The organism is Aurantibacter crassamenti, from assembly GCF_016811105.1.
In the GTDB taxonomy this organism is placed as follows: domain Bacteria; phylum Bacteroidota; class Bacteroidia; order Flavobacteriales; family Flavobacteriaceae; genus Aurantibacter_A; species Aurantibacter_A crassamenti.
The window spans coordinates 1,219,074-1,242,807 of sequence record NZ_JAFBGM010000002.1 but is presented as its reverse complement, the minus strand read 5'-3'; the positions used below and the strand labels follow the sequence as shown (position 1 = coordinate 1,242,807).

At 34.2% G+C, this 23,734-nt stretch carries 25 protein-coding genes; 8 read left to right on the top strand and 17 right to left on the bottom strand.

Translation table 11 applies throughout. The features are described 5' to 3' along the window. Positions 1-26: 26 nt before the first annotated feature. The 7 genes from lipA to JQC67_RS17900 form a co-directional block, all read right to left on the bottom strand. Entirely contained in the window at positions 27-902 is an 876-nt protein-coding gene (lipA, locus tag JQC67_RS17930; protein ID WP_203254281.1) for a lipoyl synthase, read from the bottom strand. Positions 903-1,084: 182 nt separating this feature from the next. Next, a complete protein-coding gene (locus JQC67_RS17925; protein WP_394369473.1) occupies positions 1,085-1,630 on the bottom strand; it encodes an RNA polymerase sigma factor in 546 nt (181 codons plus the stop codon). Positions 1,631-1,697: 67 nt separating this feature from the next. Beyond that, entirely contained in the window at positions 1,698-1,898 is a 201-nt protein-coding gene (locus tag JQC67_RS17920) for a membrane or secreted protein (RefSeq protein ID WP_203254279.1), read from the bottom strand. 77 nt (positions 1,899-1,975) lie between these two features. Continuing rightward, entirely contained in the window at positions 1,976-2,734 is a 759-nt protein-coding gene (locus tag JQC67_RS17915) for an anti-sigma factor (protein WP_203254278.1), read from the bottom strand. 100 nt (positions 2,735-2,834) lie between these two features. Continuing rightward, the gene (locus JQC67_RS17910; RefSeq protein WP_203254277.1) at positions 2,835-3,407 is read right to left on the bottom strand and encodes an RNA polymerase sigma factor; all 573 of its coding nucleotides are present in this window, start codon (positions 3,405-3,407) and stop codon (positions 2,835-2,837) included. Positions 3,408-3,613: 206 nt separating this feature from the next. Further along, on the bottom strand, positions 3,614-4,630 hold the full coding sequence (murB, locus tag JQC67_RS17905; RefSeq protein ID WP_203254276.1) for a UDP-N-acetylmuramate dehydrogenase: 1,017 nt from the start codon (positions 4,628-4,630) through the stop codon (positions 3,614-3,616). Further along, positions 4,630-5,820, bottom strand: coding sequence for a pyridoxal phosphate-dependent aminotransferase (locus JQC67_RS17900; RefSeq protein ID WP_203254275.1), 1,191 nt, complete (start codon positions 5,818-5,820; stop codon positions 4,630-4,632). Before JQC67_RS17900 ends, murB begins: the two co-directional genes overlap by 1 nt. Positions 5,821-5,963: 143 nt before the next feature. On the opposite strand from JQC67_RS17900, the gene JQC67_RS17895 reads away from it, so the two are divergent. After that, the gene (locus JQC67_RS17895; protein ID WP_203254274.1) at positions 5,964-7,301 is read left to right on the top strand and encodes an aspartyl protease family protein; all 1,338 of its coding nucleotides are present in this window, start codon (positions 5,964-5,966) and stop codon (positions 7,299-7,301) included. A 72-nt stretch (positions 7,302-7,373) separates the two neighbouring features. Here JQC67_RS17895 and JQC67_RS17890 read toward each other — a convergent pair whose 3' ends face one another. Continuing rightward, a complete protein-coding gene (locus JQC67_RS17890; RefSeq protein ID WP_394369467.1) occupies positions 7,374-7,763 on the bottom strand; it encodes a DUF1573 domain-containing protein in 390 nt (129 codons plus the stop codon). Positions 7,764-7,962: 199 nt separating this feature from the next. Between JQC67_RS17890 and JQC67_RS17885 the strand changes: the two genes are divergently transcribed. The 5 genes from JQC67_RS17885 (at position 7,963) to JQC67_RS17865 (ending at position 14,643) form a co-directional block, all read left to right on the top strand. Beyond that, positions 7,963-10,593 carry a valine--tRNA ligase gene (locus JQC67_RS17885; protein WP_203254273.1) on the top strand — a complete coding sequence of 877 codons (2,631 nt, stop codon included), beginning with the start codon at positions 7,963-7,965 and terminating at the stop codon, positions 10,591-10,593. 513 nt (positions 10,594-11,106) lie between these two features. Next, a complete protein-coding gene (locus JQC67_RS17880) occupies positions 11,107-11,700 on the top strand; it encodes a hypothetical protein (RefSeq protein ID WP_203254272.1) in 594 nt (197 codons plus the stop codon). Positions 11,701-11,716: 16 nt separating this feature from the next. Then, the gene (locus tag JQC67_RS17875; RefSeq protein WP_203254271.1) at positions 11,717-12,982 is read left to right on the top strand and encodes a sterol desaturase family protein; all 1,266 of its coding nucleotides are present in this window, start codon (positions 11,717-11,719) and stop codon (positions 12,980-12,982) included. Positions 12,983-13,079: 97 nt separating this feature from the next. Beyond that, positions 13,080-13,691 (top strand): RDD family protein, encoded by a 612-nt coding sequence (locus JQC67_RS17870; protein WP_203254270.1) that lies wholly within the window; start codon positions 13,080-13,082, stop codon positions 13,689-13,691. A 190-nt stretch (positions 13,692-13,881) separates the two neighbouring features. Beyond that, the gene (locus JQC67_RS17865; RefSeq protein ID WP_203254269.1) at positions 13,882-14,643 is read left to right on the top strand and encodes a creatininase family protein; all 762 of its coding nucleotides are present in this window, start codon (positions 13,882-13,884) and stop codon (positions 14,641-14,643) included. A 31-nt stretch (positions 14,644-14,674) separates the two neighbouring features. On the opposite strand, the gene JQC67_RS17860 is transcribed toward JQC67_RS17865, so the two are convergent. The 6 genes from JQC67_RS17860 to rsfS are packed head-to-tail and all read right to left on the bottom strand — an operon-like array spanning position 14,675 to position 19,467. Beyond that, the gene (locus JQC67_RS17860; RefSeq protein ID WP_203254268.1) at positions 14,675-14,935 is read right to left on the bottom strand and encodes an acyl-CoA-binding protein; all 261 of its coding nucleotides are present in this window, start codon (positions 14,933-14,935) and stop codon (positions 14,675-14,677) included. Next, complete coding sequence (locus JQC67_RS17855; protein ID WP_203254267.1) at positions 14,910-15,593, bottom strand: phosphatidylserine decarboxylase family protein; 684 nt, start codon at positions 15,591-15,593, stop codon at positions 14,910-14,912. The genes JQC67_RS17860 and JQC67_RS17855 overlap by 26 nt, the downstream gene beginning before the upstream one ends. Continuing rightward, complete coding sequence (locus JQC67_RS17850) at positions 15,583-16,392, bottom strand: phosphatidate cytidylyltransferase (protein WP_203254266.1); 810 nt, start codon at positions 16,390-16,392, stop codon at positions 15,583-15,585. The genes JQC67_RS17855 and JQC67_RS17850 overlap by 11 nt, the downstream gene beginning before the upstream one ends. A 1-nt stretch (position 16,393) precedes the next feature. Then, positions 16,394-17,002 carry an LUD domain-containing protein gene (locus JQC67_RS17845; protein ID WP_203254265.1) on the bottom strand — a complete coding sequence of 203 codons (609 nt, stop codon included), beginning with the start codon at positions 17,000-17,002 and terminating at the stop codon, positions 16,394-16,396. A gap of 60 nt (positions 17,003-17,062) precedes the next feature. Next, positions 17,063-19,078 (bottom strand): ATP-dependent zinc metalloprotease FtsH, encoded by a 2,016-nt coding sequence (gene ftsH / locus JQC67_RS17840; RefSeq protein WP_203254264.1) that lies wholly within the window; start codon positions 19,076-19,078, stop codon positions 17,063-17,065. A 17-nt stretch (positions 19,079-19,095) separates the two neighbouring features. Continuing rightward, a complete protein-coding gene (gene rsfS, locus JQC67_RS17835) occupies positions 19,096-19,467 on the bottom strand; it encodes a ribosome silencing factor (RefSeq protein WP_203254263.1) in 372 nt (123 codons plus the stop codon). 95 nt (positions 19,468-19,562) lie between these two features. On the opposite strand from rsfS, the gene JQC67_RS17830 reads away from it, so the two are divergent. Beyond that, entirely contained in the window at positions 19,563-20,294 is a 732-nt protein-coding gene (locus JQC67_RS17830) for a biotin--[acetyl-CoA-carboxylase] ligase (RefSeq protein WP_203254262.1), read from the top strand. A gap of 7 nt (positions 20,295-20,301) precedes the next feature. On the opposite strand, the gene JQC67_RS17825 is transcribed toward JQC67_RS17830, so the two are convergent. Both JQC67_RS17825 and pyrE read right to left on the bottom strand, forming a co-directional pair. Next, a complete protein-coding gene (locus tag JQC67_RS17825) occupies positions 20,302-20,694 on the bottom strand; it encodes an SRPBCC family protein (RefSeq protein WP_203254261.1) in 393 nt (130 codons plus the stop codon). 1 nt (position 20,695) lies between these two features. Next, positions 20,696-21,340: an orotate phosphoribosyltransferase gene (gene pyrE, locus JQC67_RS17820; protein ID WP_203254260.1), complete on the bottom strand. Its 645-nt coding sequence runs from the start codon at positions 21,338-21,340 to the stop codon at positions 20,696-20,698. Between the two features lie 7 nt (positions 21,341-21,347). Between pyrE and JQC67_RS17815 the strand changes: the two genes are divergently transcribed. Continuing rightward, positions 21,348-21,935: an NUDIX hydrolase gene (locus JQC67_RS17815; protein WP_203254259.1), complete on the top strand. Its 588-nt coding sequence runs from the start codon at positions 21,348-21,350 to the stop codon at positions 21,933-21,935. Here the strand turns inward: JQC67_RS17815 and JQC67_RS17810 are convergent. Then, positions 21,932-23,698, bottom strand: a complete 1,767-nt coding sequence (locus tag JQC67_RS17810) for a M14 family metallopeptidase (protein WP_203254258.1) — start codon at positions 23,696-23,698, stop codon at positions 21,932-21,934. The two genes, JQC67_RS17815 and JQC67_RS17810, sit on opposite strands and share 4 nt — an antisense overlap. Between the last annotated feature and the right edge of the window lie 36 nt (positions 23,699-23,734).

The following is a 23,734-nucleotide window of genomic DNA, read 5'->3' as shown; positions in this document are numbered from 1 at the left end:
TTTCTAAAATAATTTTACGCTAAGGTCTAATTGATATGCTTATGTGCTTTGTAAGATGAACGCACCAAGGCACCACTTTCAACATGACGGAATCCCATTTCAAGTCCTATTTCTTCATATTTCTTGAATTGTTCTGGTAGTATAAATTCCTTAACTGGAAGATGCTTTTTAGATGGTTGTAAGTATTGGCCAATAGTTACTACATCTACATTCGCATTTCTAAGATCTTCAAGCGTTTGAATTACCTCGCCTTCTTGTTCGCCTAAGCCCAACATAATACCTGATTTGGTTCTGCTTGCGCCGTTGGCTCGTAAATATCGAAGTACTTCAAGGCTTCTTTCGTATTTAGCTTGAATTCGAACTTCTCTTGTCAACCTTTTTACAGTTTCCATATTATGCGAAATCACTTCAGGTGCTACGTCAAGAATGCGATCTAAATGACGTTCAATTCCTTGAAAATCAGGAATTAAAGTTTCAAGTGTGGTGGTAGTATTCATTCTTCGGATAGCCTTAACTGTTTCCGCCCAAATAATGGATCCCATATCTTTTAAATCATCTCTATCAACAGAAGTAATTACAGCATGCTTGATGCTCATAATTTTAATTGAGCGCGCCACTTTTTCAGGTTCAGACCAATCTACATTCTCTGGTCTACCGGTTTGAACACCGCAAAAACCACATGATCTTGTGCAAACGTTACCTAAAATCATAAATGTAGCTGTGCCTTCTCCCCAACATTCACCCATATTAGGGCAGCTGCCAGAAGTGCAAATGGTGTTTAAGTCATATTTTTCAACCAAACCACGTAACTGCGTGTATTTTTTACCAGTTGGTAATTTAACACGTAGCCATTTCGGTTTTCCTTTAGGTGGTTGAACGCTTTCTGTAGTGTCTGTACTCATTTTATTGCACAAATTAAATAGAACAACAAATATACGATTTCAGTTAGCAGCAGCCGTATCGTGTTGCCAGTTTTTGCCTTGAATTGAAAAGGGCGAAAATTGTATGTGAATGTGGGTAAATATGCGTTGGATTGAAATGAAAATGAAGAAAGAAAGCTAAAACTAATTCTTGAAGGATGAATTTAGTTCTTGTGTTTTAAAGATTCTGCCAATAATTTTTTTGCACGTAATAACTTAACCTTTACGTTATTCATGGGCTCATTCAGCTCTTTAGCAATATCAGCATAGCTAAGTTCATTAAAGTATCTCAAATTGATGACCGCTTGATAGTGAGGCTTTAATTTTTTAATATGTAACAGTAGCGTAGCTAAGTTTTGTTCAATGATTAGCTGATCTTCAACTGATGGTGCATCATCTAATATTTTCTTTATAACATCATTACTGCCAGATGTTTCAAGTATATTACGCTTTCGTTTACGTATTAAATCAATATGAATATTTTTTGAAATGGTTATTAGCCAAGTCTTGAATTCATAATCATCATTATAGGTGTTGATCTTGTCAAAAGCTTTGGAAAAGGTTTGAACGGTGATATCTTCAGCGTCATTCTCGTTTTGAGTACGAATTAGTTGAAACCCGTATACATCATTCCAAAAATAATCTAATAGCTTACTATATGCTATCTGACTGCCAGACTTGGCATTTTTTAAGGTTTCCGGAAGATTGATTTTATCCAATAGGATAAGAAAAAATATGAGGGTTAATTAACTTTCGGTTTTAACCGATTTAGCAATTCTAAGTTGCAGATTCCATTTGACAATCTTGCTCTTCTGGCATTTTACCACACATGCCACATGCTTGACCATCTTGATTTAAGAAGGGGCTTTGACTAGCACAAGTGCCTGCAAATTTTCCATCTTTTTTAGACCAAATTTTTATAGCGATACCAGCTACAGCTAAAGCTAAAAGACCAATTGTCAACAATAATAGTTTCATACGACAAAGATATAAAAAAATAAGCCCTGACATAGAAGGTCAGGGCTTAGAAATTATTCTTTTGTATTGCTTAATTGCTAATATGCAATGTTAGCTACTATATTTTCTACTGTTGGTGTGTCATTGCCACCTTGGCGTTCAATTGTTATATAACCAACTGCATGATCACTATAAGGCATAGCCAATAGTTTTTCTTGATTGGTAGCTTGTTTTATTACACCTAGGTTTACCATTTTACCGTTAACTTCTGTCCACATTTGAAAACATTGATCTTCAGGTAAGTTGGGTAAGTTACTTACATTGATGTATGAAAGTTTTTTAACTGGATTAATATAGGCTACGGCTTTTAATTCTTTTGCCTTCTTATTGCCTTTTACGGTGTATTTTTTAGTTTCAGGATTTTGAAGAACAATAAACTGGTTGCGAACATCTTCTAATTGCTCGCGCATGTTTTCTTCTAAATCTTTGATTTTGTTGCTTACAATCGTATTTTCTTCTTGAAGACTTTGATTTTGGTCATAAAAGAAATAAGACGACCCAGCAAAAACTAAAATAGCAATACTAGCTGCAATACCGTATCTGAAATAATTTCTTCTACCCTTATTTTCAGCCTTTATAAGTGCTATGATGTTCTCTTTTAAGCCTTCTGGTGTTTTGATGGCATGTAACTTTGCAAATGCCTCCAAGTTGTCTTGAAGTTCATCATACGTTTTTCTTACTTCTGGGTACATTGCTATATAGCGCTCTACCTGAAGCGTTTCTTGATTGTTCGTAGTACCTAAAAGGTGCTTTTCGAGTAAATCAGAGTCTAAGAATATTTTAATTTTATCTTTCATCTGTTAAATTTGTTTCTGTTGTTCGGTCAATCCCGTTTATTAGCGGGTGTAATTTGCCTTTTTAAATTCAACATTTTTTAAGCTGAATGGGCGCGTTACGTTATATCAGTTCATTTATATTTAAAATGAGTGCAAATAATATTATGCTGACATAAATTTTCTTGAGTTCTCTTAGTCCGATTTTTAATCTAGATTTAATTGTTCCCAACGGAATGTCTAATTCATCACTAGCTTCTTGTTGGGTCATTCCTTGAAAAAACAGCGCCTCTAAAACAATTTGGTACTTTTCTTCAATTTTTTCTAAATTCTCTCGTACATCAATCAACTCAGGTCTTATGCTATTCACACCTAAATTATATACGTCAGAAACATCGATTTGGATTTCTTTATCAGATTTGGTGTTTACACTTCTTAGTTTGTCAATAGCTGTATTGCGTGTTATACGGAACAGCCAAGTAAAGAGTTTTGCTTTTGAAGGATCATAAGAATCAGATTTCTTCCAGATTTTAACAAAACTTTCTTGTAAAACATCTTGGGCAAGATTTTCATCACGCACCACTTTGTTGGCTACACCAAATAACGTATCTCCATAATGCTCATAGAGTAGTGAAATTGCTTTCTCATCTCTATCTTGTAGCAGTTCTACAATATGTTTTTCAAGTAGTGCGCTCATAAAACTTTTATGGGTTCTATAAAAAGTGGCTTAAGCATCCAAAGCCATAGTTTTATCCGTATATAGCTAAACGCTAATTTATAAAATTGATTGTTATAGTAGCGTTTCTTAATTTTTTAATTTGATTAATGTACAACTTGGTAATTGTACATTAGGTTTTGGTTAGTTTGGTTTGGTATAACCCTCGGATGCTATGCGTGCGAGGGTTATTTTATTATGTTTACTTCTGGTGCTATTGCAATGCCAAACCGCTTCTGAACGGCCTCAATAATTTGATATGCAAGGTCTAACAATTCTTTTCCGGTTGCATTTCCATAATTTACTAATACTAAAGCTTGATTTTTGTGAACACCTGCATCACCAAAACGTTTGCCTTTGTAGCCACATTGTTCTATTAACCAACCTGCCGGAATTTTATAAGCATCATCAGAAACCTTATAAAAAGGTGCTTCAGGATGCTTTTTTGAAAAGGTACCAAATTCAGACTTTGAAACCACAGGATTTTTAAAAAAACTTCCACTATTTCCTAATACTTTGGGGTCTGGTAATTTACTTTGTCTAATTGCAATAACTGCATTGGATATATCTTTTAAAGTGGGATTGGAAATATTATTTCGCTCAAGTTCTGTTTCAATTGCCCCGTAAGAGGTGTTTAAGCAATGATTTTTTTTGGTTAGTTCTAGTGTAACTGATGTAATCACATAAAGACCTTTTCCTTCATTTTTAAAAAAAGAATCGCGATAACCAAACTTGCATTCAGATTTTGAAAAACTTTTGATTTCTTGCGTTTGCATATGCATAGCTTCGCAGCTTACAAAGGTATCTTTCAACTCAACACCATATGCGCCAATGTTTTGAATAGGAGCAGTGCCTACATTACCCGGAATCAACGACATGTTTTCTAACCCACCGTAATTCTGTTCAAGCGTCCATAAAACCAATTCATGCCAGTTCTCACCTGCATTAATTTTTAAAGTGACGTTATTCTCAGTCTCTTTTACTATAGAAATCCCTTTTATATTAATATGTAAAACAAAGGCATTAACGGCACCTGTTAGAAGCATATTACTGCCACCACTAATTATAAATTTTTTTGGATAATCATTTAAACTTAGCGCAGTTCTAAGGTCTTCTTCAGAATTGATTTCTGCAAAGTATTTGGCTTGTGAATTGATGCCAAATGTGTTGTAGTTTTTAAGGGATATATCTTGCTGTACCTCCATTAACCTATATAACTCTTTAGGGCTTCCTTTAGTATGTTTACAGCACGTTTTAAGCTATCCTTTTCAAGAACATAAGCAATTCTTATCTGATTTTTACCTAAACCTGGTGTTGCATAAAATCCTGCTGCTGGAGCCACCATAACGGTTTCATTGTTAACTCTAAAATCTTCTAAAAGCCATTGAGCAAAATCATCGGTATCTTTTATTGGTAATTCAGCAATACAATAAAAAGCACCTTTTGGATGCGCTACCTTTACACCTTCTATTTTTTCTAACTCTTCAATAAGAATATTTCTTCGAACCACGTATTCCTTAATAACATCATCAAAATACTGCTGTGGCGTCTCTAACGCAGCTTCTGCAGCTATTTGCGCATAAGTTGGGGGTGACAGCCGTGCTTGTGCAAATTTTATTGCTGTACTAATAACTTCTTCATTCTTTGTTACCATGCATCCTATGCGCGCGCCGCACATACTATATCGTTTTGAGACAGAATCGATAACAATTGCATTTGAATCTATTCCATCTTCTTGTAATATTGAATAATGTTCAATTCCATCATATGTAAATTCGCGATAAACCTCATCAGAAATTAAGTAAATGTCATGCTTTTTGACAAGCAAAGCCAATTTTTGAATCTCTTCTTTGCTATACAAATATCCCGTTGGATTACCAGGATTGCAGATGAGTATTGCTTTGGTTTTTGATGTAATTAATTTCTCAAAATCTTCTATTGGTGGTAATGCAAAATTAGTTTCGAAATCTGAAACCACTGGCACAACATTAACGCCATGTGCTGTTGAGAACCCATTATAATTCGCATAAAAGGGTTCAGGAATAATTATTTCATCAGCTACATCGGCGATACTGCCAATTGCAAAAGACAAGGCTTCTGATCCACCTGTAGTTACAATAATATCTTTCGCCGTTACATGTATGTCATTTTTGGCATAGTAAGCAGCTAGTTTTTCACGATAGGTATCTGAACCTTCGGTTCTACTGTATTCTAATACCTTAATGGTGTTATTTTTTACAGCATCTAGCGCTATTTGTGGTGTTTTGATATCGGGTTGGCCAATATTAAGATGTAATACATTAATTCCATTCTTTTTAGCTTCCTCTGCAAAAGGAACTAATTTTCGAATAGGAGATTGGGGCATGGTAAGCCCTTTTTGTGAAATCGTAGGCATTTTCTAGTAATTTATCACAAAAGTGGTAAATCATATGGTGGAAAGCAATAAACATCAAGTTTATTAATTACCTGAAATCATGATTGTTAATAAAGTTTTGCGTTTATTTTTTGACTATCTTTAAGAGGATAAGTAGTTTGATAATGAAACGTTTAGGGTCATATATAGCGATTTTGGTTTTCTTCATACCATTTTTTGGTGTTGCGCAATCATTTTCATTGCCAAAAGGCCAAAAGCATCAAAAAATTAAATTTCAGCTAATTAATAACTTAATTGTGCTGCCCATAGAAGTCAATGGAACTGAACTTACTTTTATTTTAGATTCAGGAGTTAGAAAGCCTATTTTGTTTAGCCTTAATGATCAAGATCCTGTGCAACTTAATAGTGTGTCAGAGATTTCAATTAGGGGCTTAGGCGAGGGTGATCCAATCAAAGCACTTAGTTCAAAGGGTAATTCTTTTAAATTGAAGAATATTGAAAATGAAAATCAACTATTATACGTGGTTCTTGATCGAAATATGAATTTTTCACCAAGTTTAGGTATACCAATTCATGGAATCATTGGATATGACTTGTTCAAAAATTTTGTTGTAGCAATAAATTATGCTTCTAAGACCATTAAATTTCATTCTCCAGAGACGTACAAATATAGAAAGGATAGAAAAGCGGAAAGTCTACCGTTAACTGTTCGTAATAGTAAAGCTTATGTTGAAGGGCAACTTGCATTGAATAGCAAAACTAAAATGCCTGTACGATTATTGGTTGATACTGGAAGTAGTGATGCCATATGGCTTTTTGAAGATGAACTAATTGATGTGCCTGAGAAACATTATGATGATTTTTTAGGAGAAGGCTTAAACGGAAGTATTTTTGGCAAACGGACCAAAGTGAGTCAAATTAATTTGGGCTCATTTGCTTTAAAAGATGCAAAAGCGGCTTTTCCCGATAAGCAATCCTATAGTTCTATTGTTAATTTAGGTAACCGAAATGGATCCATTGGAGGTGAGGTGCTTAAAAGGTTCAATATTATTTTTGATTATCCGAATGAGAAAATGACTTTTAAGAAGAATAGCAATTTTAGTATACCATTTCATTATAATTTGAGTGGAATAACTCTACAGCATAATGGCCTTCGATATGTTGCTGAAAGCATAGGAAATGGAAGGGGAGTTGTTAATACAGAAGGTCGAAAATTTGGTGATGTTGAAATTATACTAGAGAATAGAACTAAAATGAGCTTGGTGCCCGAAATTGTAGTTTCTGGAATCAGAGTTGGCAGTCCGGCGCATGATGCGGGCTTGCGTGAAGGAGATGTGGTGCTTTCTGTAAACGGTAAAAAAATACATCACTACAAACTGCAAGAGGTAATGCAGATGCTTGATAGAAAAGAAGGTAAGAAGGTTAAGGTAATGATTGAACGCGCAAATAACGATTTGAAATTCTCGTTTACCTTAAAAAAAATGTTTCAGCCTGCACCTTAATATTCAATGGCACATAAAAATAAAAGCCCCGACCAATGGTCGGGGCTTTTTTATAGTATTGAAAAATAAATTTTATTTTCCTTCAGAAGCTTTAATTTCTCCTTTAATCTTTAAAACCTTAGTTGGTGTATCAGCATTCGAAATAACTGTTATGGCTTTTCGAATAGGGCCAACTCTATTAGTGTCATATTTTACTTGAATTTCACCAGTTTTTCCTGGTAAAATAGGATCTTCCGGTTTTTTCGGTATTGTACATCCGCAGCTAGAGCTCACTTTGCTGATTATCAATGGTGCATTACCAGTATTTGTAAATTCAAAAACACGAATGCCATCGGCACCCTTAGTGATTTCGCCATAATCTACAGTTTCGGTTTTGAAATCAATTTTAGCTTTCGCTTCTTGAGCTGTAAGGGTTAATCCCATTAGGCTCACAAATAATACAAGTACTATTTTTTTCATCATTTTTCAGTTTTGGGTGAATTTCAAATGTAAATCTTTCACGATGAACGTCCAAAATTCTTTTGTTATATACTAACGTTACTTATTTTTGTTTCGTATTTATATTTCGGCCAATCGCCCGTATACTCCGATATTTTAACATATCGTTCAAAACGGGTTTTTTTAATGCCGTTTATCATTAACCAATAATCGTTCCAAAAAAATGGAGATTCCGTCAAAATACATCCCAAATCAGGTAGAAAACCGTTGGTATGAATATTGGATGCAAAATGGCTACTTTCATTCTGAGCCAGACAATCGTGAACCTTTCACCATTGTTATTCCACCACCAAATGTCACCGGCGTATTGCATATGGGGCACATGCTTAATAATACCTTGCAAGATGTCTTGACGCGTAGAGCCCGTTTAATGGGTAAAAACGCCTGTTGGGTACCTGGTACGGATCATGCTTCTATTGCAACTGAGGCTAAAGTTGTAGCTCGTTTAAAAGAACAGGGTATCAATAAAGCCGATATTTCTAGAGATGACTTTTTAAAGCATGCATGGGAGTGGAAAAATGAATATGGAGGTGTCATTTTAGAACAATTAAAGAAATTAGGTTGTTCATGTGATTGGGATCGTACCGCCTTTACTATGGATGACAATATGTCAAAATCTGTCACAAAGGTTTTTATTGATTTGTTTGATAAAGGTTTGATATATAGGGGCTATCGTATGGTGAATTGGGATCCTGAGGCTCAAACTACTTTGTCTGACGAAGAAGTTATTTATGAAGAGAGACAAGGCCTTTTGTATTATGTAGCTTATCAAATTGAAGGTTCTGCTGAAAAAGTCACAATTGCTACAACAAGACCTGAAACTATTTTAGGTGATACCGCTATTTGTATTAATCCGAATGATGAGCGGTTTAAGCATTTGAAAGGTAAAAATGTTATTGTTCCTATTTGTAATAGGGTTATACCAATTATAGAAGACGAATATGTTGATATTGAATTTGGTACTGGTTGTTTGAAAATCACGCCAGCGCATGATATGAATGATAAGGCCTTAGGTGAAAAGCATAACCTTGAGACTATTGATATTTTTAATGCTGATGCTACTTTAAATTCTTTCGGTTTGCATTATGAGGGTCAAGATCGATTTGTAGTCCGTAAAGCTATTTCTAAAGAACTTGAAGAAAAAGGGAGCTTAGTTAAGACTGAAAACTATATTAATAAAGTAGGTACTTCTGAACGTACAAAGGCAGTAATTGAACCGAGACTTTCAGATCAGTGGTTCTTGAAAATGGAAAATCTAGTAAAACCCGCAATTGCAGGTGTTTTAGATTCAGATGATATACAGTTCTTTCCTAAGAAATTTGAGAATATGTATCGCCATTGGATGTCTAATGTGAGGGATTGGAATATTTCGCGCCAATTATGGTGGGGACAAAGAATTCCAGCTTTTTATTATGGTGATGGTCAAGATGATTTTGTAGTTGCAGAAACTATAGAAGACGCACTGAAGTTAGCACAGGAAAAATCTTATAATGATAAACTGACACTTGAAAACTTGCGTCAAGATGAAGATGTAGTTGATACTTGGTTTTCTTCATGGTTATGGCCAATGACCGTTTTTAATGGAATATTAGAACCTGATAATAAAGACATTAATTATTATTATCCAACGAGTGATTTGGTTACAGCGCCAGATATTATCTTCTTTTGGGTAGCACGAATGATAATTTCAGGTTATGAATATAGAGATGAACGACCATTTAAAAATGTTTATTTCACTGGAATTGTTCGGGACAAACAACGCAGAAAAATGTCGAAATCATTGGGCAACTCGCCTGATGCCTTGAAATTAATTGATGATTATGGCGCAGATGGTGTTCGAGTTGGTCTTCTGTTAAGTTCTGCTGCTGGAAATGATTTAATGTTTGATGAAGATTTATGTCAACAGGGTAAGAATTTTTCAAATAAGATATGGAATGGTTTCCGATTAGTAGAAGGGTGGGAGGTAGCAGATATTCCGCAACCAGAATCTGCAAAACTTGGCATTGAATGGTATCATGCTAAATTCAATCAAACTTTAGTTGAGATTGAAGATCATTTTGGCAAGTTTAGAATTTCTGACGCATTGATGGCAACGTATAAGTTGGTTTGGGATGATTATAGTTCTTGGCTTTTAGAAATAGTAAAGCCAGCTTATCAACAGCCAATTGATAAAACTACCTATGCCGCAGTTATTGCTATTTTAGAACAGAATCTTAAGGTGTTGCATCCGTTTATGCCTTTCTTAACTGAAGAAATTTGGCAGCACATAGCTAAACGTTCTCCTGAAGAAGCTCTGATAGTTGCTGAATGGCCAAAAATTGAAACAGTAAATGATGTTCTTGTAAAAGAATTTGAATTTGCTTCGGAGGTTGTTTCAGGGATAAGAAATATCCGAAAGGAGAAAAATATTCCAATGAAAGAAGCACTAGAGGTTTCAGTTTTAAATGAAGAACAAGTTGCTGAAAAATGGGATGATTTAATTTGTAAATTAACCAATGTGTCCGCTATTTCTTATGTTGATGCTGCCGTGGAAGGTGCTTTAACCTTTAGGGTTAAAAGTAATGAGTACTTTATTCCAGTGGGTGGTGCAATTGATGTTGCAGCTGAAATTCAAAAGATTCAAGAAGAATTAAAATACACCAAAGGTTTTTTGCAATCGGTTCAGAAGAAACTCTCTAACGAACGATTTGTTAATAATGCACCAGAACAAGTTGTTGCCATTGAGAAACAAAAAGCTGCTGATGCTGAAGCAAAAATTGAAACTTTAGAGAAAAGTTTGGCAAGTATGTCATAAAACTTTTTTCGTTAATACGGCATCTGGCGTACAATTATTCAAAAGATGAATACTAAATATTCATTGTTTAATACTATTACGTCAAATCCAAAACGATTGTTTTTGGTTGATGCATTAGGTGCCGTAGTTTCTGCATTTTTCTTGGGAGTTTTACTTGTAGGCATTCATACTTCTATAGGTATGCCCATTGAAATACTTCATGCTTTGGCCGTTTTGCCTTGTTTTTTTGCGTTGTACTCTTTTAGTTGTTATTTTTTCTTGAAATATAATTGGCGATTTTTTCTGAAGTTTATTGCTATAGTTAATTTACTTTATTGTTGTTTGACTATTTTTTTAATGTACTTCTATTATACTAGACTTACCCTTTTAGGGCTGAGTTATTTTATTATTGAGATATTAGTTTTGTTGGTTCTAATAAGGATTGAGTTCAGAAGTGCATTTAATAAAAGATAGACTGCTTTAGGTTTATAAACATATGCTGAAAGTTTTTATCTTTAAAGAAAACGAAGCATTATGAAAAAGTTACTCACACTATTGATAGTATTAATTGCATTGAACGTAAGAGCTCAACAAGAAAAAGTTGAAATATTACCTGCGGATATACAAATAAAAACAGCAGTACTTCCTGCGCCTGAAGCAGATAAATCTGCTGCTATGGTATACGGCTATAATGATAATGGTGAAATGGTAGTGTTACGAGAAGGTACCAATAACTTGGTATGTATTGCGGATGACCCAACAAAAGAAGGAATAAGTGTTTCTTGTTATTCAGCTGCATTAGAGCCTTTTATGAAAAGGGGTAGAGAACTTACATTAGAGGGTAAAAACACTAAAGAAAAACGCGAAATTCAAGGTGCTGAAGTGGCGGCAGGTAAATGGCAGATGCCTATTGTTCCCAGCATGCTTTATGTGTATTATGGTAGTGATGAAGCATATAATAAAGCAACAGGTGAGTTAAGTGATGCGCAATATAGGTATGTTATCTATACTCCGTTTGCTACTGTCGCGTCAACAGGTTTACCTTCAAAACCACATGAAAAAGGAATGCCTTGGTTGATGGATCCAGGTACTTTTAGAGCCCATATTATGGTTGGTCCGTTTAATTAGAAACTATATAAAATCAATGGAAACTTATGCCAAAGCATTATTGTATGCAATTCCTTTTTTCTCCATTTTATTGATTATTGAAATAGCGTATGGCTATTTTAAAAAGGATCAGAAGCATAAAGTTATGGATACTGTTTCGAGCATTAGTTCGGGCTTTACTAATATTATTAAAGACACCATTGGTTTGGGGTTGGTATTAGTGTCATACCCATTTTTGCTTCAGCATTTGGCTATCACTGAAATAAAAGCAACCTGGCTAGTTTGGGTCATAGCTTTTATTGTAATTGACTTCGCTGGGTATTGGAATCACAGACTCAGCCATAAAATCAATTTTTTTTGGAACCAACATGTAATTCATCATAGTAGTGAAGAATTCAATTTGGCCTGTGCGCTTCGTCAACCCGTATCTAATTTGTTGGGGTATTTTGCTATTCTCTTAATTCCTGCAGCAATTTTTGGTGTACCAAATGAAGTGATATTAATATTAGCCCCAATTCATTTGTTCGCACAATTCTGGTATCATACAAGACATATCAAAACCATGGGTTGGTTAGAATATATAATTGTAACACCATCTCAACATCGCGTGCACCATGCTATTAATCCGGAGTATATTGATAAAAATTTGGGTCAGGTACTTTGTATTTGGGATCGCTGGTTTGGTACATTTCAAGAAGAGTTAGCTGATGTACCACCTCAGTATGGTGTTTTAAAACCAGCCGGCACATGGAATCCTGTTTTGATTAATTTTCAACACATTTGGCGACTTCTAAAAGATGCGTGGCGCACCGATAATTATTGGGACAAATTTAGAATTTGGTTTATGCCAACCGGTTGGCGACCTAAAGATGTAGCGGTTAAGTATCCAATTCAAATCATTGAAGATGTTTATAATTTTGAACGTTATAAATCACCCACATCTAAGGCAATGAACGTTTACGCAATATTTCAACTACTTAGCACCATGTTTTTTTTGCTTTTCATGTTTTATAACTATGCTAATATTGAATTTGAAAACTTAGTGCTTTTTAGCGCTATTATTTTTATTGGTGTATACGGCTATACCAGTTTAATGGATAGAACCAGTTACGCGGTGTGGATTGAAATTGTGCGCAGTATTGCGGGTGTAACAAATATAATTTTACAGGCTGATTGGTTTGGTTTAAATAGCTATTTGTCATGGGGTAGTACTTTAGTTGTATTATATTTTATAGTGACCATTTGCGCCAGTATATACTTCACGTTTATCGAACGAGACACAGATGCTAAAATGACTATATAGCTCATAAAAGCTGATTTTTATTATCATTGGTCGAAAAATTATATGATACTTTATTCGAATGCGTTTTTAACTAAATCACAGTTAAAGCCATTTAAATATGACACGTCAAGCCCAATTGCAATTCTGTAAAGTATGTGTAAATCAAGAGAAAGACCTTAGTTTTGGTATTGTCTGTAGTTTAAACGGACAAGCTGCTAACTTTGAGTCTAATTGTGATTCTTATCGTGAAGATAGTAGTAGAAAAGCTCGTATTTCAGCAAATACTGCGGCCAAAGAAATAAATAGCCAATTGGCATCTTCTGGGCAACGATTTGCAAATTATATTATTGATTTTATTTGCATGCTACTTTTTATAGTGGTTTTTAGTTTTATGCTTGGCGTTATACTAGCTTTAGTATCACCTGAGTCTCTATCTTTTTTTGAAGGAGAAAATAAACTCTTAGAGTATGCTATTGGAATAATTGCGGGTATTATATATTATTCATTACTTGAAGGAATATCTGGTCAATCAATAGGTAAAGTGATAACCAAAACAAAGGTGGGTACTGAAACTGGTGAAAAACCTAATTTTAGCACTATTTTATTGCGTTCGGTTTGTAGATATATACCTTTTGAAGCTTTTTCTTTTTTTGGTTCTGATTCAATAGGATGGCATGATTCTATTTCTAAAACTAGAGTTGTAGTTCTATCTAATAAAGCTCAATTATAGAAAAAAACTTACTATCTAATGCCATATATAATTTATAGTATTCAAATAATGTTATTGGTAGGGGTAGTAGGGTAAAGTTTGAATTTAAACCGCACAGTTAAATTAGCTGTATTAAGTTCGTAGTTGTTATTATTCATATTTCTTTACTCATGTTTCAGAACTGATTATTAAGTTTGTCTAAAGACTTAATATGAGACCTTATATTCTTGCAGAAACTAATTGGGAAGCTTTAAAAGATGCTAAATTTGATTTAGCAGTATTACCTTGGGGTGCCACTGAAGCACATAATTATCATTTACCATATGCCACTGATAATATTCAAGCTGACCATTTAACTGCGGAGTCGGCAAAATTGGCTTGGGAAAAAGATGCTAAAGTTATTGTATTACCTACATTACCTTTTGGTGTAAACACAGGGCAGTCCGATATTTATTTAGACATTAATTTAAATCCTAGTACGCAACTAGCAATTTTAACTGATATTGTAGAAGTACTGAACAGACAAGGTATTTATAAACTGCTACTATTTAACGGACACGGTGGAAATAATTTTAAACCGATAGTTAGAGAATTGGGACTGAAGTTTCCTAAAATGTTTATCAGCTTTTGCTTTTTTCCACAGATGTTAGATAAAGATTTATATTTTGAGGAAAAAGGTGATCATGCTGATGAAATGGAAACTAGTCTGATGTTATACTTACGGCCAGATTTAATTTTGTCGAAAGATAAATGGGGTGATGGGGCCTCTAAAAAGTATAAAATTAATGCCTATTCAGAAGGGTGGGTATGGGCCGAACGTAAATGGTCAGAAATTAGTGAAGATACTGGTGTTGGAAATCCGCATAAAGCTACTGCTGAAAAAGGGGAACAATTTTTTAATGCGATTGCTGAAAAACTAGGGAGCTTTATAGTAGAATTGTGTGAGGCTGATCTCGAAGATATGTATGAGTAAATTGTAATATAAAAAGAAGGCTAATTGTAAATCAACTTTTTAGTTCTTTTTGAACAATAGCTATGTAGGCTTTCATAGCTTCTTCTTTGCTCATATCTTTTGCTTGAATAAGAGCATTGACCTTAAAGGCATTAATTAATGGAGTTTTACCATTGGGGTTGTCTGAATTATCAGTAGCTATTTTAAAGTAAGCATATAGCTTTAGCATTAAATCAGGTGGTAATGCATCAGTATATTCATTTGCAAATTCTACCGCATTCGAGAAGTTAGTATGTAAGTTCTTCTTTGTCATCCTTTTGAATAGTACTGGCAATACATGTTTTGGCTCCGACTACTGTTTGATTTAATTTGACAGTAATACCACAATCTAAAGGTAAGAACAAATCTACTCGAGAACCAAACTTTATAAAACCTGCGTCTTCTCCTTGTTGCGCATTATCTCCTTCTTCTGCATAGTTTACAATTCTGCGTGCCATTGCACCAGCTATTTGGCGATATAATATATCTCCAAATTTTGGAGTGTTAATGACTACAGTAGTGCGTTCATTTTCAGTACTAGATTTTGGATGCCAAGCCACAAGATATTTACCAGGATGGTATTTAGAATACTTTATTGAACCACTTGCCGGGTACCGCGTGACATGCACATTTACTGGTGACATGAAGATTGATACTTGTTTGCGTTTGTCATTGAAATATTCGGTTTCTACAACTTCTTCAATAACGACAACCTTACCGTCAACTGGGGCTAAAATGTCATCAAAATTCTTAATTACGGTTCTTTTGGGGTTTCTAAAGAATTGTAAAATGAGAATCAAAACAACTAATGCTAAAATCTGAAGGCCCATTTTAAGCCAAGGTATTGCGATGTAAAATTGCGCTAGTAAAACAGTTACAGCAACTAAGAAAAAGGTAATTAAGATTATTTTTTGTCCCTCTCTATGAAACATTTGCAAAGATATTTAAGGTTAAGTAGGCAAAAGGTGCCGCAAATATTAAACTGTCTAATCGGTCAAGCATACCGCCATGACCAGGCATAATTGCTCCGCTGTCTTTAACACCAGCTGAACGTTTTAGCTTTGATTCTACTAAATCACCTAAACTGCCCATGATTACAATCACTATGGCTAAGGTAACCCATTGCGCTGGATTTACTATTGGTTCATAACTTGCCATAAGGTAAGCCGCAGCTACAGCGAATAGCATGCCGCCAATAGTGCCTTCCCACGTTTTCTTAGGCGATACTCGCGGAAATAATTTTGTTCTACCAATTGATTTGCCAACAATATAAGCAAAACTGTCATTCACCCATATCAAGATAAAAATACCAATGATTAAAAATTTTGCAAAATCATCATTTTTATAAGGTATCATGGTTAGAAAAATACATCCTCCACCAATATAAAAAAGGCCAGCAAGAAATTTTTCTGCAGTACTAAAAATTCTTTCCTTTTTTGAAAATAAATATATGAGCATTGCAATGTTTACAGCGATTGTGGTAAACATTAATATGTTAATAGGTAGTTTGTTGTTTTCTTTTACAAGATATATGAATATCCACCAGAGAACTAAATAGGCTAAAAATATATAATAGCCTTTTAGGCCAACTAGTCGTTTGTATTCATATATACAAGCAAGACCAAAAATCATAAACAAAAAATCAAAGGCATCTGAACTTAAAAAGACTGCAGACAACAAGAGTAAAATGTATATGACCCCGGTAATTGACCGTCGAAGAATTTCCTTCATATTATAAATCCTCCAGAAGTAAAAGGTATAAATTTTTTGAAGTGCTACCGTAGGTTAGGAAGTCATGATCGTTTTCTTCGTTCGCTTGAAAATGCTTTAGCGTAGTAATATTGGTTGGAATATTACGACCGTATTTTTTCTTAATCACTTTTAGTCCACCACCAATATTTTCAACTAATTGGCTTGTAGTTGCAAAGACGATTACATTATCTGGTAAATCATGAAGCTTACTTTCTAATAGTTGATTAGAACATACTAAAATAGATCCATCTTGAGCAATCAAGTGCTCACAAGTGGTAAAGAAAACTTCACTTTGACCAGCTTTATCAGTAAATGTTATATTGTTATTCGAGAATTTTTTTGAAAGACGATTATCAAGAACTAAGAAGGGTTGTTGTTTCCAATTGTTCTCACCAATAATATTTGATAGTGCTTGTGAGATTTCTTTTAATGAATCACAGTATAAAAATTTACCGCCGTTTTTCTTAAAGTGGATGGTGAATTTTTCATCAACAGGAATATTTAAGTCGGGCATGTGCGCACCTCTGGTCTGAACAGCTTCCTTAGAAACCTTTTTTCCGCCCCCAAACAATTTATCAAACAGCCCCATTGATGTTAAGAAATTTCAATTTGCTTATTGGTTAGTATACTATGATAGCTATAAAAGTAATTAATTATTTTCTTTTCCTAGCTCTTCAGTAGGTATATCGTCTACTATTTCTTCTTCTTTATTAGTTGAAATATCTTTGGCTAACGGATCTTCCATTTCTTCTTTAATGAATGTTCTTTTGCCAAATATTTTTTCTAAATCCTCTTTAAATATAACCTCTTTTTCAAGTAAGCGTTCTGCCAATACAGTAAGCTTATCTTCATTGTCAATTAATACTTGTATTGCTCTTTGATATTGAGCTTCAATGATTTTAGAAATTTCAGCATCAATTTTTCTAGCAGTATCTTCACTATATGGTTTTGAAAAACCGTATGAATCTTGCCCTGATGAATCATAATAAGTAAGGTTACCTATTTCTTCATTTAGGCCATATACTGTCACCATAGCACGGGCTTGTTTAGTTACTTTTTCAAGATCACTTAAAGCACCAGTTGAAATTTTATCAAAAATAACTCGCTCGGCTGCTCTACCACCCATTGTGGCACACATTTCATCAAGCATTTGCTCTGGTCTAACGATTAATCTTTCTTCAGGTAAGTACCAAGCAGCCCCTAATGATTGCCCTCTAGGTACAATTGTTACCTTAACAAGTGGTGCTGCATGTTCAAGCATCCAACTTACCGTTGCGTGACCTGCCTCATGATAAGCGATAGTTTTCTTTTCACCAGGAGTGATTATTTTATTTTTCTTTTCAAGTCCACCAACAATACGGTCAACAGCATCTAAAAAGTCTTGTTTTGTAACTGCCTTTTTCTCTTTTCTTGCGGCAATTAAGGCGGCTTCATTACAAACATTTGCAATATCAGCACCAGAGAAACCTGGAGTTTGACGTGCTAAGAAATCTAAATCAAGCGTTTCAGCAGTTTTAATAGGTCTTAGGTGTACATCAAAAATTTCTTTACGCTCACGAATATCTGGTAGGTCAACATAAATCTGTCTATCAAATCGACCAGCACGCATTAAGGCTTTATCCAATACATCTGCACGGTTGGTAGCAGCTAATACAATTACATTAGTATTTGTGCCAAAACCATCCATCTCGGTTAATAATTGATTCAGTGTATTTTCTCTTTCATCATTAGAACCTGTGAAATTATTTTTTCCTCTAGCTCTACCAATAGCATCAATTTCATCAATAAATATAATTGCTGGAGATTTATCTTTAGCTTGTTTAAAAAGATCACGAACACGTGAAGCACCAACACCTACGAACATTTCAACAAAATCAGAACCTGATAATGAAAAGAAAGGGACTTTAGCTTCACCTGCAACTGCTTTGGCTAAAAGTGTTTTACCAGTTCCTGGAGGGCCTACAAGTAGTGCGCCTTTCGGAATTTTACCTCCTAAAGAAGTATATTTATCTGGATTTCTTAAGAACTCTACAATCTCTTCTACCTCTTCTTTGGCACCTTCTAAACCTGCAACATCTTTAAATGATGTTCTAGTGTCAGTTTTTTCATCAAATAGTTTTGCTTTTGATTTACCAATATTAAATATTTGTCCGCCGGCACCGCCACCGCCACCACCTGACATACGACGCATTAGGTAAATCCATATTCCTATGATTAAGACAAATGGTAAAATGCCAACTAATAAATCAATTAAATAACTTGATTCTTTGTCGAATTCAACTATGGTATCTAGATTGTTTTCTTTTTTGATTTCGGTAATTTCATTCTGAAAAATTTGAAGATCTCCGTAATCTAGCACATATTGAGGTACTACCGCTGTACCCACTGAAAAAGGTTTGTCACGTACATCTTTATGTACATCTTTTTCTAAAGCTTCTTCAGATAAGAAAACTTTTGCCTGATTGGTATTGGTGATTATCGTAATCTTATCGATATCGCCATTTCTCAAGTATTCTTGAAGCTCAGAAGTTGTTGTTGTACGGGTGCCAGAAAAGTTGCCACTATTGAGAATCTGAAATCCAATAAGAAGTATAGCGATTAAGCCATAAATCCACCATGAATTAAACTTAGGTTTCTTCGGATTCGAATTATTATCTTTTGCCATTATATTTTTTTACCTAATTATAGATTGCCTTCCAGTACAGTGATTTTTGCATCACCCCAAAGACCTTCAATATCATAAAATTCACGAATATGCTTTTGGAAGACATGAACTACTACGTTTACATAATCCATTAAAATCCATTCGGCATTTTCACTGCCTTCAACATGCCAAGGCTTATCTTGTATAGCCTTACTTACTGTTTTTTGAACGGATCCAACGATAGCATTCACCTGAGTATTAGAAGTACCATTGCAGATAACAAAGTAATCACAAACTGTGTTTTCTAATTCTCTGAGGTCTAGCAATCTTATATCTTGCCCTTTTACCTCTTCTATACCTTGTAAAATTAAGGCGATCAACTCGTCTGCGCTAGCTTTACCTTTCTGCATTCAAATTATTTAGTTTACGCAAAGTTATTATTTTTTTGTTCTTTTGACCCTAGTTTTCTAACATAAGATATCAAAATCTAATTACAGGGTTGCTCATGCATATAATCAAACTTGATGCCACGGAGTCTACAAACCTATATCTTAAAAATCGATTGCTTTCTACACCTGTTGATGACTTTACAGTTATTGTTGCTAATGAACAATTAAAAGCAAGAGGTCAAATGGGTGCTGTTTGGCAATCTTCACCGGGTAAAAACCTAACTTTTAGCGTATTAAAACGATTTGAAGGGTTTTCCGTTCAAAACCAATTTTATATAAATATAGCTGTTTCTTTGGCCGTTTATGCTATGTTAAAGGCATTAAAAACTCCAAATTTAAAAATTAAATGGCCTAACGACATTCTGTCAGGCTCAGGAAAAATATGTGGTATTCTTATTGAAAACATCTTACAAGGCCAACAAATAAAAGCCTCGGTTATTGGTATTGGACTAAATGTTAATCAAACTACCTTTCATAACCTTTTTAACGCTACCTCTTTAAAATTGTTGTTAGACAAAAATTTTAATTTAGAAGATTTACTAAATGAACTTCTTGAGAAATTGGTTCACTATTTTGACCTTCTAATTTTGGGTAAATTCAAAGAATTGGAAGAAGCCTATCTTGATGTTCTTTTTATGAAAGGAAAAATCACTCAATTTCAAGATAAAAATGAAAAATCCTTTTATGGTACCATTTCTGGAATATCGTCCACAGGAAAGCTTGAGGTTCTCTTGAAAGATGGGCCTTTAAAAGAGTTTAATTTGAAAGAAATTAAACTGATTTATTAGAATTAGTTTAAATCTGGTCCATATTTTGAGACAATGTGCCAATAAAATTTGTTATTGGGTTCTTTATCATCATCGCCATCATTGCATTGAATTCACCTTTGAAATGTAATGTGACATCTGTAGCATTATCTGAGCGTTCTTCAATATCAGATGTTAAAGTGAAATTTAATTTACCTTCTGCTGAACCAAGCACAATTTTTTCAAAAGGTACTTTCTCTTTTACTTTCAAGGTAATTTCAGGCATACCTTTTAAAGCGAAAATAAAAGTGTCTTCATTTAAAACTTCAAACTTGCTGATATTTGATGGCATTAATTTTTCAAAATTCTTTATATCACAAAGAAATTCGAAAACTTCTTGTTTGCTTTTTGAAACTGTTTTTTTTGGAGATTCTAAGTGCATATTATTCTTGTTTCCATTCTGACGGATTTTTTCTCCACTCAGATAATGTGTTTAACTGTTCTTCTTTTATATAATTTGTGTCAGCTGCCTGTTCAATTAAATTTGAATAGTCGCTTAGTGTATGAAGGTCAATTTTCTTTTCTTGAAAGTTCTTTACAGAAACATCAAAGCCATATGTGAAAATTGCTAACATGCCTTTAATATTTGCTCCGGCAGCATTTAATGCATCTACGGCCAGTAGACTGCTTTTTCCTGTACTAATTAAATCTTCAATAATTACTACTTTTTGGCCCGATTCAAATTGGCCTTCAATTTGATTTTGACGCCCATGTGCTTTGGCTTGAGGTCTAATGTAAATGAAAGGCAACCCTAAATAGTCAGCAACTAACATGCCAATGCCAATAGCACCAGTTGCTACACCTGCAATTACATCTGGTTTACCATAAAGGTCTTCAACTTGTTTGGCCATTTCTTGGCGAATAAAATTACGAATTGTTGGATATGAGAGCACAATTCTATTATCACAATAGATTGGTGATCGCCAACCTGAAGCCCATGTAAATGGATTTTCCGGTTTCAACTTTATTGCATTAATTTGCAGTAGAAGTTCTGCGGTTTTTTTTGCAGTGTCTTTGTCTAAAATCATGCAGCAAATGTATAAAGTTTTTGTCAATGAACGGCCTCTTGTTTTAACGAACAATCTTTCTGATACCGGAGACCATAAATATTTCTTGCTAAACGAAGAATCTATTCAAGAAGCCATTACTTCTTTGCGAAAAGGAAAGTTAAGTGAGGCCTATATTTATCATCCAAATCAAGAAGAAATATTAAAAAAATTTACCAAGAGAATTCCGCTTGTTGTTGCAGCTGGGGGAGTGGTTACCAATAAAGAAGGTAAAGTGCTTTTTATTTATAGAAATGATAAATGGGATCTGCCGAAAGGTAAACTTGATAAAGGTGAATCTATAGAAACTTGTGCCATTAGAGAGGTAATGGAAGAAACAGGAGTTAAAGATTTACGAATAGAGAATTTTCTAAGAACTACATATCATGTTTTTAAAAACAATGGTGTTGATACATTAAAGGAAGTACATTGGTTTGCGATGAAAACCTATTATGAGGGCAAATTAAAAGGTGAGAAGAAAGAAGGTATACATAAAGTGAAATGGAAAGGGCCTGTTAAAATTAAAGAAGCTCTTGAGAATTCTTTCGCTAATATTCGTATTTTATTTGGGTATTAGTTAACTGATTTTGCATTATTTTTTAGAATTCTGTATACTGGGTATTGTAAATGAGCGGCTTCATAATGATTTGATTTTTTATACAACCATGTTAGTTGTGCATGCCAATTGGATTTAAATTCAAGGTCTTCTTCTTTTTTCAGATTAAAATCTTGATTTAATTGCGTGTCATTTTTCAACATTTCTTCTGCTTCATCTTCAAAAACATAAGGTGAAAAATCTTCTTTTTGCTGTAAAATAGCATCGAAAAAATTCCAGTTAAAAAAAGAATCTACAGCTGCGGGCTCTAGCGTTTCCATGAGATATCTAAATCCTGGTTGGTCTGTGATTATTAAATAATCGCCCTTAGAAAAATGGACAGACTTGTTTTGAGCTGCTACCTTTGTGTCATAATGAAGATAATGCCCTTCATAGGCATTTATTCTACTTTTATATTCTTGAATTTTATAAGATTCTACTTCTAGTATAGTATCTGCTTTTATAGTTTTATACACAATTTGATTCAGGTCTAATAAATTGATGATTTTATCATATCCTTTTTTAATAATATAGGCTTCAGGAATAACTACAGAATCGATAGCTTTAAAATAATTCTGATATTTAATTTCTTTTGTGAAGGGTTTGTTTCTGTTGTATTTTAATCTAGAAAAACCAGTGACTTTGCTTATGATTGTGTCTCCTTGGTACCCTTTGAAATTTAAAGTAGTATGTTGTGTGGAGTCTACCGCCCATTGTATTGGGTAAGTAGACCAATTCTGATGTCTAGTCAAAGCATCATTACGCAGTTCTTTTATTTTTGCACCGTCAGTTTCTGCAATATTTATAACTTGTTTCATTAACTCATAAGTGCCTTCAACTCTTTGTTTATATGGCTTTAACATATGGGTTTCTACCATTAAGCCAAAAGTGTTCCATAAAGTGGTGTAGCCGGTTGAATATCTTGGGTGATCTATAAATTGAGAAAACCCGGTTTCAGGAACTTGATTGAATACATTTACATATGGGGTTATTTCCCAATTATTCGCCATTAAAGATTTCTCTAAAGATGGCATCATTTCAGAATTTAAATAGGTTCCTAATTGGCCGCCTAATTTATTGTGTTGCGTAAACAAATGTGTTAAAGTGTATTGATAATCTGCACCATTGCTTACATGGTTATCTATAAAAATATCTGGATTTACTAAATGGAATATTTTAGCGAAACTGCGGGCGTTTTTAGAATCGGATTTTATAAAATCTCTGTTAAGATCATAATTCTTAGTGTTTCCGCGAAAGCCGTAAGATTTTGGTCCGTTTTGATTTGCTCTTGTTCCAGTATTTCTATTTAATGCACCGCCAATATTATAAATGGGAATGGTTACTAGAACGGTTTTCTCTGGAGCGTCTATTTTATTTGTAGCTAAATCTCTAAATAATAACATGGTAGCGTCTATGCCATCAGATTCACCGGGGTGTATGCCATTGTTAATTAACAACACTAATTTTTCTTTGCTAAGCTTGCGAAAATTAAAATCACCTTCTACGTTATAGGTGACAATATGAAGTGGTTCTCCACTATCTGTAAGACCAATAGTTTGAATGTTTATTTCAGAAAATTCTTTGGCTAATTGAATGTAAAATTCAATAGTCTGTGCGTAAGTGGCAGTTTCTGTGCCCTGAGTTTGCTCAAAATGAGTTGGGAAATTGACTATAGATTGCTTCTCTTTTTCCGTGCAAGAAAAGGTCAGGATAAGTATAAAAAATAAAAGAAATCGAATTAACATCTGTAACTAATTCAGATGTCAAAATTAAGTAAAAAA

Excerpts from the sequence above, each read along its gene's own strand:
- JQC67_RS17880 (WP_203254272.1), top strand. The coding sequence starts at position 11,107 with ATGAAAAAGTTACTCACACTATTGATAGTATTAATTGCATTGAACGTA.
- JQC67_RS17885 (WP_203254273.1), top strand. The coding sequence starts at position 7,963 with ATGGAGATTCCGTCAAAATACATCCCAAATCAGGTAGAAAACCGTTGG.
- JQC67_RS17815 (WP_203254259.1), top strand. The coding sequence starts at position 21,348 with ATGTATAAAGTTTTTGTCAATGAACGGCCTCTTGTTTTAACGAACAAT.
- JQC67_RS17890 (WP_394369467.1), bottom strand. The coding sequence starts at position 7,763 with ATGATGAAAAAAATAGTACTTGTATTATTTGTGAGCCTAATGGGATTA.
- JQC67_RS17810 (WP_203254258.1), bottom strand. The coding sequence starts at position 23,698 with ATGTTAATTCGATTTCTTTTATTTTTTATACTTATCCTGACCTTTTCT.
- ftsH (WP_203254264.1), bottom strand. The coding sequence starts at position 19,078 with ATGGCAAAAGATAATAATTCGAATCCGAAGAAACCTAAGTTTAATTCA.
- JQC67_RS17895 (WP_203254274.1), top strand. The coding sequence starts at position 5,964 with ATGAAACGTTTAGGGTCATATATAGCGATTTTGGTTTTCTTCATACCA.
- lipA (WP_203254281.1), bottom strand. The coding sequence starts at position 902 with ATGAGTACAGACACTACAGAAAGCGTTCAACCACCTAAAGGAAAACCG.
- murB (WP_203254276.1), bottom strand. The coding sequence starts at position 4,630 with ATGGAGGTACAGCAAGATATATCCCTTAAAAACTACAACACATTTGGC.
- JQC67_RS17860 (WP_203254268.1), bottom strand. The coding sequence starts at position 14,935 with ATGACAAAGAAGAACTTACATACTAACTTCTCGAATGCGGTAGAATTT.
- pyrE (WP_203254260.1), bottom strand. The coding sequence starts at position 21,340 with ATGATTTTAGACAAAGACACTGCAAAAAAAACCGCAGAACTTCTACTG.
- JQC67_RS17830 (WP_203254262.1), top strand. The coding sequence starts at position 19,563 with ATGCATATAATCAAACTTGATGCCACGGAGTCTACAAACCTATATCTT.
- JQC67_RS17910 (WP_203254277.1), bottom strand. The coding sequence starts at position 3,407 with ATGAGCGCACTACTTGAAAAACATATTGTAGAACTGCTACAAGATAGA.
- JQC67_RS17875 (WP_203254271.1), top strand. The coding sequence starts at position 11,717 with ATGGAAACTTATGCCAAAGCATTATTGTATGCAATTCCTTTTTTCTCC.
- JQC67_RS17865 (WP_203254269.1), top strand. The coding sequence starts at position 13,882 with ATGAGACCTTATATTCTTGCAGAAACTAATTGGGAAGCTTTAAAAGAT.
- JQC67_RS17900 (WP_203254275.1), bottom strand. The coding sequence starts at position 5,820 with ATGCCTACGATTTCACAAAAAGGGCTTACCATGCCCCAATCTCCTATT.
- JQC67_RS17825 (WP_203254261.1), bottom strand. The coding sequence starts at position 20,694 with ATGCACTTAGAATCTCCAAAAAAAACAGTTTCAAAAAGCAAACAAGAA.
- JQC67_RS17870 (WP_203254270.1), top strand. The coding sequence starts at position 13,080 with ATGACACGTCAAGCCCAATTGCAATTCTGTAAAGTATGTGTAAATCAA.
- JQC67_RS17850 (WP_203254266.1), bottom strand. The coding sequence starts at position 16,392 with ATGAAGGAAATTCTTCGACGGTCAATTACCGGGGTCATATACATTTTA.
- JQC67_RS17915 (WP_203254278.1), bottom strand. The coding sequence starts at position 2,734 with ATGAAAGATAAAATTAAAATATTCTTAGACTCTGATTTACTCGAAAAG.
- JQC67_RS17855 (WP_203254267.1), bottom strand. The coding sequence starts at position 15,593 with ATGTTTCATAGAGAGGGACAAAAAATAATCTTAATTACCTTTTTCTTA.
- JQC67_RS17920 (WP_203254279.1), bottom strand. The coding sequence starts at position 1,898 with ATGAAACTATTATTGTTGACAATTGGTCTTTTAGCTTTAGCTGTAGCT.
- rsfS (WP_203254263.1), bottom strand. The coding sequence starts at position 19,467 with ATGCAGAAAGGTAAAGCTAGCGCAGACGAGTTGATCGCCTTAATTTTA.
- JQC67_RS17845 (WP_203254265.1), bottom strand. The coding sequence starts at position 17,002 with ATGGGGCTGTTTGATAAATTGTTTGGGGGCGGAAAAAAGGTTTCTAAG.